This window comes from Aerococcus tenax (assembly GCF_003286645.3).
GTDB lineage: Bacteria > Bacillota > Bacilli > Lactobacillales > Aerococcaceae > Aerococcus > Aerococcus tenax.
Genome location: NZ_CP127382.2, coordinates 2018251 through 2029885, shown reverse-complemented (window position 1 = coordinate 2029885; position 11635 = coordinate 2018251). Strand labels below are relative to the sequence as shown.

At 46.1% G+C, this 11635-nt stretch carries 10 protein-coding genes; 9 read left to right on the top strand and 1 reads right to left on the bottom strand.

Annotation, left to right across the window (positions count from 1 at the left end; translation table 11 throughout):
* Window positions 1–119: 119 nt before the first annotated feature.
* From pepT to DBT50_RS09340, 4 genes are all read left to right on the top strand, one after another.
* Window positions 120–1340 carry a peptidase T gene (gene pepT, locus DBT50_RS09355; protein WP_111852296.1) on the top strand — a complete coding sequence of 407 codons (1221 nt, stop codon included), beginning with the start codon at window positions 120–122 and terminating at the stop codon, window positions 1338–1340.
* A 343-nt stretch (window positions 1341–1683) separates the two neighbouring features.
* A complete protein-coding gene (locus DBT50_RS09350; protein WP_111852295.1) occupies window positions 1684–2592 on the top strand; it encodes an ABC transporter ATP-binding protein in 909 nt (302 codons plus the stop codon).
* Window position 2593: 1 nt separating this feature from the next.
* Window positions 2594–3346, top strand: coding sequence for an ABC transporter permease (locus DBT50_RS09345; RefSeq protein WP_111852294.1), 753 nt, complete (start codon window positions 2594–2596; stop codon window positions 3344–3346).
* Entirely contained in the window at window positions 3343–4077 is a 735-nt protein-coding gene (locus tag DBT50_RS09340; RefSeq protein ID WP_111852293.1) for an ABC transporter permease, read from the top strand. Before DBT50_RS09345 ends, DBT50_RS09340 begins: the two co-directional genes overlap by 4 nt.
* Before the next feature lie 186 nt (window positions 4078–4263).
* On the opposite strand, the gene DBT50_RS09335 is transcribed toward DBT50_RS09340, so the two are convergent.
* The gene (locus DBT50_RS09335) at window positions 4264–5508 is read right to left on the bottom strand and encodes a peptidoglycan bridge formation glycyltransferase FemA/FemB family protein (RefSeq protein ID WP_111852292.1); all 1245 of its coding nucleotides are present in this window, start codon (window positions 5506–5508) and stop codon (window positions 4264–4266) included.
* A 252-nt stretch (window positions 5509–5760) separates the two neighbouring features.
* Here DBT50_RS09335 and DBT50_RS09330 point away from each other — a divergent pair, with 252 nt between their 5' ends.
* From DBT50_RS09330 to DBT50_RS09310, 5 genes are all read left to right on the top strand, one after another.
* On the top strand, window positions 5761–7476 hold the full coding sequence (locus DBT50_RS09330) for a putative polysaccharide biosynthesis protein (protein WP_111852291.1): 1716 nt from the start codon (window positions 5761–5763) through the stop codon (window positions 7474–7476).
* Window positions 7477–7908: 432 nt separating this feature from the next.
* On the top strand, window positions 7909–8778 hold the full coding sequence (locus tag DBT50_RS09325; protein WP_111852289.1) for an ABC transporter ATP-binding protein: 870 nt from the start codon (window positions 7909–7911) through the stop codon (window positions 8776–8778).
* A 1-nt stretch (window position 8779) separates the two neighbouring features.
* Window positions 8780–9586 (top strand): hypothetical protein, encoded by an 807-nt coding sequence (locus tag DBT50_RS09320; RefSeq protein ID WP_111852288.1) that lies wholly within the window; start codon window positions 8780–8782, stop codon window positions 9584–9586.
* A gap of 321 nt (window positions 9587–9907) precedes the next feature.
* A complete protein-coding gene (locus DBT50_RS09315; RefSeq protein ID WP_111853431.1) occupies window positions 9908–10672 on the top strand; it encodes a ParA family protein in 765 nt (254 codons plus the stop codon).
* Window positions 10662–11627: a ParB/RepB/Spo0J family partition protein gene (locus DBT50_RS09310; RefSeq protein WP_111852286.1), complete on the top strand. Its 966-nt coding sequence runs from the start codon at window positions 10662–10664 to the stop codon at window positions 11625–11627. The genes DBT50_RS09315 and DBT50_RS09310 overlap by 11 nt, the downstream gene beginning before the upstream one ends.
* Window positions 11628–11635: the final 8 nt, after the last annotated feature.

The window sequence follows — 11635 nt, the reverse complement described above, 5'->3', positions numbered from 1 at the left end:
TTTTCTACAATCAAATATACCTATTGTCTGAGTGCGGATTTTTATTGCACAAAAGGTTTGACAATTTGATATAAACAGTGAAAGATAGCTGTAAAAGCTTATGAGAAAGGAGCTAGACCATGTCTGAAAGTTTAAGCGAGCGTTTTATTCGCTATGCCAAGGTTAATACTCGCTCAGATATGCATAGTGACAGCTTTCCCAGTAGTAAAAGTCAGCTGGACTTCTTAGAAAGCATTGCTGGAGAGCTGAAGGAACTGGGTCTAAGTGAGGTCGATTTTGACCGTAAGCGGGCCTGTGTGACGGCGACCTTAGAAGCCAATACTGACAAAGACTACCCCGTGATTGCTTTTATCGCCCATGTGGATACGGCTGATTTCAATGCGGAAAATATTCAACCCCAGGTCCATGAAAATTATGACGGCGAGGACATTGTTTTAAACGAGGATGAAGGGATTGTCATGGAAGTGGCCGAATTTCCCTTTCTCAAAGACTATGTGGGCCAGACCCTGATTACCAGTGACGGGACCACCCTGCTTGGTGCTGATGACAAGGCTGGTATGGTGGGGATCATTGGGGCCATGGAATACTTCCTAGACCACCCCGAAATTGAGCACGGCAAAGTCAGAATCGCCTTTGTGGTCGATGAAGAAATTGGCCTTTTAGGGGCCTACCGTTTTGACGTGGAAGGCTTTGGGGCCGACTTTGCCTATACACCAGATTCAGGCCGGGTGGGTAAGATTGAAGGAGAGACCTTTAACGCGGCCCAGGTAGAAGTCTGGATCGAGGGCAAGAGTGTCCATCCCGGTTCTTCCAAGGGCAATGCCATTAATCCCTTGCACCTAGGGGCTCAGATCGTCAACGACCTGCCCAAGGACCAAGTGCCTGAAGAGACCGATGGCTATGAGGGTTACTTCATGTTAACCGAACAAAGTGGGGACTTAGGTCAGGTTCACCAAGTCTTTATTATCCGTGACCATGACCCGGACAAGTTCCAGGAACGTAAGGAAATCTTTGCCCAAGTGGTGGATAAGATCAATAGCCAGTATAAACGGCCGCGGATCCGCTATGAAATTTCGGACCAGTACAAGAATATTAAAGAAGTTCTCGACCACCATCCCTACGTTATGGAACGGGCGCTGAAGGCTTACCGGGACTGTGGCATTGAACCTGATGTCCAACCCTTCCGTGGCGGCATGGATGGCTGTGTCTTCAACTTCAAGGGCCTCCCTACCGCTAATATCTTTACCGGCGGGGAAAACCTCCACGGCCAATACGAATTTGTCAGTGCGGAAGGCCTCCAAGCCCTGCAAGAGGTCATTGTCGCCATTATTAGGGGCTAAGACAACGACTGAGATCAAAATCATGTCGATAAACAATGGTACTTTGTCAAATCGTGTTGATGAGAATTTTTATCATTAATGTCATATCAGTGATGGTATGACATTTTTTCTTTGGCTTGAAGTTAAAGAAAGGATCTTCTCTGGGACCGTGGAGTAGATATAAGCACAGCTAAGCGCAGTCAGGCCTTGAGTTAATAAACATCAATTAACCTTACAAAACTGTAAGCTTCCCCCTTCGATTTGTAAGTTTAGGTAAAGGCTGGTCTACTTGCTTCAACCTATAATGAGATATGATCTAAAAAGTATATTGCAAATGATTTTTACTGATAGGAAGAGGCATGACATGACCAATATGATTGAAGTTAAAAATTTGAAGAAGGACTTTAATGGCCAGCATTCGGTTGACTTGGATCATCTTACCGTGAGAAAAGGAGAAATCTATGGTTTCTTGGGACCTAACGGAGCCGGAAAAACCACCACCATGAAGATGATTCTATCCTTAATCCCACCCTCATCGGGTCAGATTGAAGTCGGCGGTCAATCCATTCTAGCAAATAGGGCTTATTTAAATGACATCGGCTCAATGATTGAAGAGCCCTCCTACTATCCCAATTTAACCGGATATGAAAATCTCTTAGTTTTTCAAAAAATGCTGGGTTTTGATAAGCAAAATATTTTGGAAACCCTTGAATTAGTTGGCTTAGCTGAAGAGAAAAATCAGAAAAAACTGGCCAAAGACTATTCTTTAGGGATGAAACAGCGCTTAGCCCTTGCCTTTGCCTTAGTCAAGCAACCCCAAATCTTACTGCTTGATGAGCCAACCAACGGCTTAGATCCTAGCGGTATCCACGAGGTCAGAGAGTTGATTATTAATCTGGCCAAGAGTCAGGGTTTGACCGTCTTGATTTCCAGTCATATTTTATCTGAAATTGAGCAGATGGCTGATCGTGTAGGGATTATTAATCACGGAAGACTGGTCTACGAAGGTGAAATTGACCAAATCAATGCCAATCATTGGATCGAATTTCGCGGAAAATTTGAAAGCCAGTCAGTAGAGCGTTTGTTAAGTCAATACTATGGGCCCAATGACTTTGAAGTGGCGGACCATATTCTGAAAATCAATCGGACGACTGATGACCAGGTCGCCTTGATCGCCAAAGCCTTGGTTGAGATGGGTTTCCCGCTTTTTAGAATCGAGTCCAAACAGGAAAGTCTGGAAGATATTTTTCTACAGTTAACCAAGGAGGTATAGGATGGTGAAAGCTTTAGGAATCGAACTTTTAAAGAGTCGCAGAACCCGGTCATTTTCGCTCGCAGCCATCCTGATGCTGGTGGCCTTGCTATGGAATCTAGTCAGTGTGGGGAGTGAGTTTTCCAGCCGCCAACTAGATGCGGTAGGGGTCTTGTTTAATAATCAGACCGTTAATAGCCTCTTACTCCCCATAGCCATTAGTATTTTTACCAGTCGGATCGTTAACAATGAAAGAATGGGGCAGACCTTTAAACTGCAAAATGCCAATGGCAGAAGCACACTGAAGATTTTTGATAGTAAATTGCTCCTCACGGCCTTATTTTTCCTGCTAATTGCAATCGTCCAAACCGGGCTTGTGACCCTATATGCCTATAGCCATGGGGTCCATGTTCCTCTGTCAATCAGTCTCCTGCAAGTGATTGGACAATTTCTAGCCAGTCTCAGCTTAATCTACTTCTATTTATTCCTGGCGTTGGTGATCGAAAAACAAGGGCTTTTGTTATCCTTAGGTTTTATGGGTGGCTTTTTTGGCCTGGTTTTAGCCTCAAAAACCTCAGCGCTTGGGAGTTTTATCCTACCTTTTTTAGGGGCAGGCTACTTAGCCCCCTATAAATTCAGCCTAGTTGATAGTATGACTTATACCTATGTTTTGGATGGGTATCTGGGATTACGTTTACTGCTTTATTTGCTTTACCTAGCTATCATAGCGGTTGTCATCCGGGCCATGATTGCCAGAAAGGGGGCCTTCGCATGAGAGACTATCTAGCACAAGAATGGGTTAAATTGAGAAAAGTCCAATTAGTCTGTATCGGCCTGGTCTTTCTGGCTATAGCCAGCTTTATTGGTTTGGGGATCTATTTTGCCAACCAGTCCGTTTTTACTGAAGGCACCCAATACCAAGTCATGTGGGGCCAGCTGACTTTTTATTACAGCCAGGTTTTATCGGCGCCCATGCTGGCCATTTTTATCTCCATGAGCTTAAATCAAGAATTTGAAAGAAAGAATATTGAAATGCTTCGAGCCAATGCCGTATCGATTAGGAAGCTGCTTTTTAGCAAGCTTGTAGCGGTTCTTGGAATCGTCGTTCTCGTCCAGGTAATGCTTTTCTTAGTCTATCTTGGAGGAGCGTGGGCTGCAGACCTGGCTTTATCGCTGGATGTCTTGGTCAATTTAAAATGGATTGCCCTGTCAGTGTTGGCTTCGGCAAGCATTCTTTCTATTCAAAGTTATCTCTTTTCTAAAAGCAGAAATTTCAGCCAGTCAGTGGGCCTTTCCGCCCTAGGTGCTATGGGTGGCTTTGTCTTGCTCTTCATCAATGAAAACTTGGTGCCATTCTATCCTTACTCCCAAGTCATGGTGGCCTTACGCAGCCGAGCGCTTGAAGACTTTAGCTTGGCTGAACTGGTTTTATTCCTTTTAGTCAATGTGGGAGTTACGGGCTTATTCTACCAATTATCTTGTCAAGAATTAGCTAAAACAAAATAAGGGTAGGTCCTTTGATGGGCTTCAGATAGATATAAGATGAAAGCTCAACAAGGATTAGACCGCTCTAAGGGAAGGTTTTGAGCGAGTAAAAAGAAGCTTTAGTCAATAATGGCCACAAGAAAAAGGCGCTGGTGGAGCATGTGTAGCTTCACCAGCGCCTTATTTTTACTATAGCTAGGGTCAGTCCTACCAGGAAACAATTTTCCCTAGGGCATTTCTTAATTCGTAGTTGGCCATGAACCATTCAATATTCCCCTTGAAGTTACGCTTGAATTGGAGGACGCCGTAATCAGGTCCCTCTTCAGAAAAGTCGCTACTGGTCCCATAGAAATTAAAGTAGCTAAAGTTTTTCTCGATGGCCTCTAGGAGCATACGATAGAGGATGGCGTAGGGCCCTTCAAAGCGGGTAAACTTGCTGAAGGCCCCGCTGGAGAAGTAAATAAAGTCCTCAGCCGATTGGATAAAGCTGGCTGAGGCCAGGTTGACAATATTGCCTTCTTCTGCTTTCAACTTTTGGATCTTTTCAATTTTCTTTTCCCAAATACCGATATTTTCATTGAGCTCGCGGATTTTGTTCTTGGTCTTTTTAGGGTTGACCTTGCCCAAGGCGAGCTTTTCTTCTAGTTCTTGACCTTCTTCTTTGAGATGCTCGATGGTTTCTTTGGTTTGGCTTAGGAAGTAGTCACAATCGATATAGGCCAGGGCCAGAATGAGGTCGTCTTTGAGGATATTTTTGAGATTTCGGAAGTATTGGGAATCTCTTAATTCAAAACCAATCCGTTCTGAGGTCTCTTGGTTGATGGCATCGAGGATTTTACCATCGGCTTCATCGTAAATATCCAGCGGCCGTACTTGCACGCCTTCCTTGATGGTACGGTTGATGGTGTAGCGGGCGATTTGTGAGACGTTCTTCAGGAGATTATCCTTGGTGAGCCCGGTCAAATCCTTGGAAAAGACGCAACGAGTAGCCAGGGTGGGATCATCGAAGAGGTCGTGGTCAGTTTTAATAAAGCCTTCCGCTTGCAGGGCCTTATCCACGCTGCCGGCTTGGGGATTATCCTCGATAAAGTCGACATCGGAGAAGTAGCGTTCATTGAGGAAGGGGTTGACCCGGACACAGAGGACCCGCCAATTCCTCTTAAAGTAATTTTTTAAGTGGTGGAAGTAGAAATTGACCAGGTTTGTGTTGGCATAATCCATAATGGGACCGAATTGGGTGGTCACCTTGTAGAAAAACTTTTTGTAAGGGTAGTAGATGAAGATGGCATAAGCCAGTAGGGAGTCGCCTTCAACGACGGCCAGGATTTTGGAAGTGGTCTGGTTGCTTTCGGCCAGTCGTTGGTAGTCAGCGCCCTGGGTGAAAAAGTGACGGTCGGGTTGCTTTTGTTGAAAGTGTTCAAGTTGATCGGCTGAAATTTCTTTAAAAATCATAATAGTCCTTTGCTAATGTTTAATATATTATCTGTTTATTTTACTAAAAATAAGCAAAATCTTGTCTAACAGCTCCCATTATAGCAAAAAAACCGCCTAAAACTCAGGCAATTTTTGCCCTAGCGGTATGGACGGTAGGGGGCTGACTGAAAGAGCCTAGGGAAGTTGTATTGAATTGATGGCTAAATTTGAGTACAATAAGTAAGATTATGATGTATAAAAAACATGTCAAACAATTCTGGGAGAGTAATGATGCCAAAAAATGAAAAAGACCTGGAAGTTATCGACCAGGAAGCACGCGCAAAAGCCAAATTGAATGAAGGATCGGCCTGGATGTCCATATCCAGTATGGTCTCACGGATCATCGGGGTCCTCTATATTATTCCTTGGATGCGTTGGATTGGAGACCCCCATACGGGAACCCAGGCCAATGCCTTGTATAGTATTGGTTACAATTATTATTTGATTTTCTTATCGGTGGCCATTGCTGGCGTGCCAGCCGCCATTTCTAAGCAGATGACCAATTACATGGCCCGGGGAGAATACGGGACCAGCCGCCGCCTCTTTAAGAGCGGGACCATTCTAATGACCATCACCGGTCTAGTCTGTGCCCTCCTCCTCTACCTGGCAGCGCCGGCCCTGTCGCAAAACTTACCAGCGGCTCGGGAGGAAGATGTGGTCTTAGTCATCCGCTCTTTGGTGCCGGCCTTGGCCGTGATTCCCCTCTTATCCATTCTTAGAGGGGGCTTTCAAGCCTATCTGGAGATGAAGCAGAGTGCCATCTCCCAGGTGACCGAGCAGATCGCCCGGGTAGCCTATATGCTAGTGGCGGTTTATGTGATCCGTCAACTCTTAGACGGCTCGGTGGCGGCAGCGGTGGGACACTCCACCTTTGCGGCCTTTATCGGTGCGGTGGTAGCCATTATCACCTTGGTTTTCTATTATATCCGTGATAAGGACCAGTACCAGCTGCCAGAAGGTTATGTGGATACCAATACGGTGTCTACCAAAAGCCTCTTATTCGAGATTGTCCGGGTGGCCATTCCCTTTGTCATCACCGGGTCAATTGTTGAAGTCATCAATTTGATCGATATGAATACCTACATGCCGATGATGCAGCAGGTGAGTGACTTACCCCATGATCAACTGGTCTACCAATATGGGGTCTTTAACGCTAATGCGCGGCGGGTGATTCAAATCATCCTCTCCTTTGCGACCGCCATTGCTTCGACTTCGGTTCCAGTGGTGACCGATACCTATATCCGGGAATTGACCCACTACCGCCGGGCCAAGTTGACACAAAAGGTCAAGGCCAGCTTCACCAAGACTCGGGAAGTGATCTTACATACCTTGAATCTTTTCAGTTTGGTCATGTTACCGGCTTCCTTGGGGATGGCCCTGGTTGCGGGTCCGGTTTACCAACTTCTCTATGGGATTTATGACCCCCTAGGTGAATGGTACTTACAGATTTCTTCGGTGATGGCCATTCCCATGGGACTCTTCTCGGTTTTAGTGATGGTTCTCCAAGCCATGGACGAACAAAAACGTGCTATGGTGGGGATTGCCCTCGGGGTGGTTATGAAGTTGATCGTCCAATACCCACTCTTGGCTGTCTTTGGTAGTGAAGGCGCCATGTACGCCTCCATCCTGGCCTTTGTTTACATGTGTGCTTACTACTTGGTGATCATTCAGTCCCAGGTTCAGCTCAGAACGAAGGCAGTCCTCAGCCGCTTATCCGGGGCCTTGAAGGCGAGTGGGCTCATGCTTCTGATTGACGGGTTACTCTTAGTCTTCTTTAAGGTCGTTATCGGCGCGCCAAATCGCTTGGGTGCCTTGGTGGAATTACTGGTCTTAGCTAGCGTGGGTGCCTTTGTCTATGTCTTGTCGATTAGTAAGAGCCGGCAACTGGATGTCATTATCGGCCAAAGACAAGCCGAACGCTTAAGAAACTTCTTTCATATCGCTTAAAAAATAGGAATACATGCTTTTTTAAATTATTTTTTGAGCATTCGTTTTGCTTTTAAATTTTGGGCGTTTAAAAGCCATGGCACCGGTTCGAGCCCTGGGTCTCTCACCTAGCGAGCTTCAAAGGGATCGTAAGGCTAAAACCTACGATCCCTATTTCACATCGCTTGCTTGTCCATGGCTAACGCCCAAATTTAAAGCGCCACTACTGCTCAAAGCTATTAATCAAAAGAATATTTTAAAAATAATAACTATTTTTATCCAGAGAGTTACTCCTTGTGGGTGGCTCTCTTTTTTGTGGGAGTAAAAAAAGTCTTTCAATTTATATATTTTAGAGTATAATTCTATCCAATTAAGGAGGATCGCCTGAGGAAAGCTTATGAGAAGAGTTAGCCAAGTCCTCCTAAAAGCGCAGTTTACGCGGAGGTGAAGTAATTGATTAAAATCGATCATGTGACCAAGTCTTTTGACCACCATAAGGGAATTTTTGATATTAGCCTGGAGGTGGCGGACGGTCAGGTTATGGGCTTTATTGGGCCCAATGGGGCAGGGAAGTCGACGACCATTCGCCATTTGATGGGCTTTTTAAAGGCCGATAAGGGAACTTTGACCATCAATGGCTTGGATTGCTGGCGGGAAGCTGACCAGGTCAAGGAGGGCTTGGGTTATTTACCCGGGGAAATTGTCTTTCCCAGTGGATTGTCCGCTCATGATTTTCTAGCCATGCAAAGGGAAATCCACCGCCATCAGGATACCCGCCTAGCCGAAGATTTAATTGATCGCTTTCAATTGAATATGGCTATTCCTATTCATAAGATGTCCAAGGGGATGAAGCAGAAACTGGCCTTGGTGGCTTGTTTTATGTGTGATCCGGACATTATTATCCTCGATGAACCCAGCACCGGACTTGATCCGCTCATGCAAGAAGAATTGATCCAGCTTTTAAGAGAAGAAAAGGCCAAGGGCAAAACCATCTTCCTCTCTTCCCATGTCTTGGAAGAAATTGAACGGATCGCCGATGAAATCTGTATTATCAAAGAAGGTCGGATCGTGAAAAAGTTGGATATTGACCAGCTCCATGCCGAAATGAAGGAATTCCTGCAGGTGACCTTAAAGGATGATAAGCCATTAGCTCCTGTCTTAGCGGGGATTGAGGATTTAGGTCAGCAGACCTACCGAATTCCCCTCGAGGGTGATTATAATGCCCTCCTTAGGGAACTGGCCCAACATGATATTGCTGATTTACGTGGCCAAGCGGTGACCTTACGCGAGCTTTTCCAAAAATATTACCGGGAGGGGGATTAACATGCCTGTAAAAGTTATCTGTCAAACCGCCTTAAAAATGAACCGGGCCTTCTTGACCCTAGTGACGCTATCAGTCCTAATTGCGGAAGTGTCCTTGTTAGCAGTCTTTCCTTGGGTGAATAGCAATGCCGGCTATGCCGAGATGCTCCAGGGGCTGCCTGATAATATGCTGGCTGCCTTTGGAATGCAGGGAGACGTGACCAATGTCAATGATTATCTCTATATCAATTTCTATAATTCCCTTGCCATTTATATTTTGATCTTGGTAGTGATTGTCCTGGCCGTCCGCTTGACCGCTAAATTACTGGGTGATACGTCCCTGGTTTATTTTCTCAATGCCTCTGTTTCCAGGAAGCAGTTCTTACTTAGTCAGATCCTGGTCTTTAAATTGGCTCTCGCTTTTATCGCCTTGGTGGCCTTCTTGGGAGCGGCTGTGGGGCAGGTCTTTCTACCAGATCAAGACTTTCATTTCTTTGACCTGATGAAGATTAATGGCGAATTACTGGCCCTTTTTATCTTGATGGGGTCGCTGTGTATTCTGCTGAGTGTGATTAGTGACAATAGTAGCCAGGCCTTGGCCGCTTCCACTAGCCTAGTCATGTGCTTTTATCTGGCCGATGTCTTTCGGAAATTATCGGATCAGCTCGATTGGCTGGATTATTGTACCTTGTTCACTTTTTACGATCCCGATAAGATCTGTAACGATACCCATTACTTCCTCGTCTCTTCCCTAGCCATGGTTCTAGTCAGTCTCCTGATCGATTATGGCTCGGTCATGTATTTTTCCAGACGGGACCTTTACCTCTAAGGGCAAGTTAGAGGCAATCAGCTAATATTTCTTGAGCAAAGTCAAGCTTTTTTTGATACAATAAAAGAGACCGATGCAAATAAGTTTATACGCCCGTGACTGGGGCCCGGAGCGGTTGATTTTAGGCCAATGTCAAAGCTCAGCAATCGCTCAGGCAAACTTATTTGACACGCTAAGGACCGCTTTTCCTGATTGAGGGAAGAGCGCTTAACGGATACAGTAGAAAAGATAGCGAAGAGTTAATGATTAACTTGGAAGAAATGCGGGGATTAAGGAACGCATTCGTTCCTTTTTTCATTGCTAAGTTTTAGGAGGATTAACATGGGGAAGGTCATTGCCATTGCCAATCAAAAAGGCGGCGTCGGTAAAACGACAACAGCAGTCAATTTAGCTGCTGCACTGGCTTATTCAGACAAACAAGTGCTCTTAGTCGATAGTGATGCCCAGGGAAATGCCACCAGTGGTTTAGGCATCTCTAAGGCGGAAGTCGAACGGGATATTTATGACGTTTTAGTCAATGATGTGGATATGGCGACTACCATCCAGCAATCATCGCGGGAAAACCTGGTCCTGGTCCCAGCCACCATCCAATTAGCCGGGGCGGAAGTGGAACTGACCAACCTCCCCCACCGGGAAGCCCGGATGAAGCAGGCCATTGATGGGGTCAAGGAAAATTACGACTATGTCATTATTGACTGCCCACCGTCTTTGGGCCACTTGACTATTAATGCCTTTACCGCGGCGGATGCGATTTTGATCCCGGTGCAGAGTGAATACTATGCTCTGGAAGGCTTGAGTCAGTTGCTTAATACCATTCAACTGGTCCAAAAACATTTTAACCCCCACTTGAAGATTGAAGGGGTCTTGATGACCATGTTCGACTCGCGGACCAACCTGGCCAACGAAGTGGTGGAAGAAGTCCGCAAATACTTTGGCGACAAGGTCTATGACACCTTGATCCCGCGTAATGTGCGTTTGTCGGAAGCGCCCTCCTATGGCCAATCGATTATTGATTACGATATGAGTTCCAAAGGGGCGCAAGTCTACCTACAACTGGCAAAGGAAGTGCTCGCAAATGACCAGTAAGAAAAACCGGGGTCTGGGTAAGGGGATCGGGGCCCTCTTTCCCGGGGACTCCTTCGATAATGAAGCCACCGACCTGACCCAACAGGCCCAAGCCATCGACCAAGAAGCCGAAGAGGCCGAAGCGAATGAGAGCGGCCAAAACCAAAGTGGCCAAGACCAGGTCCAAGAGATTCATCTTGATGAGATACGTCCCAATCCCTACCAACCACGGACGGAATTTGACCCAACCGCCCTCCAAGAACTGGCTGATTCCATTGAAGAACAGGGGCTCTTACAACCCATTACCCTAAGAAAGTCGGCCATCAAGGGCTATGAAATTATTGCTGGGGAACGGCGCTTTCGGGCCATGAAACTGGCGGGCTACGATAGCATTCCGGCCCTCGTCCGGGACATGACCGACGCCCAAATGATCGAGACTGCCATCATTGAAAACCTGCAACGCGAAGACTTGACCCCCCTAGAAGAGGCCCAAGCCTACCGGAATTTGATGGATGAACTCGACCTGACCCAGGCTGAAGCCGCCAAACGGCTAGGCAAGAGCCGGTCCCATCTGGCCAACACCTTGAGGCTCTTAGACTTAAATGAAGATGTCAAGGAGCTCCTACAAAACAAGAAACTCTCCATGGGCCAAGCCCGGACCTTGCTAGGATTGAAAAACAAGAAAGACCAAAGCCGCCTGGCCAAGAAAGTCGTCGACGAAGGCATTACCGTTCGTCACTTGGAAAAGCTGGTCCAAAATCTCAACGAACCGGTTCAACCAGCACCCAAAGTGGCCAATAATAAGTCGGAAAAACCGACCTATCTACTCGAGGGAGAAGAACACCTCATGGATAAGTTTGGTACTAATGTGCAGATTAAACCCAAGGGCCAAGCCGGTAAGATTGAAATTGAATACCTATCCCAAGAAGACCTCACCCGGATCTTGGATATTTTAGACATTCGTTTTGATGATTGAGGTGAAGA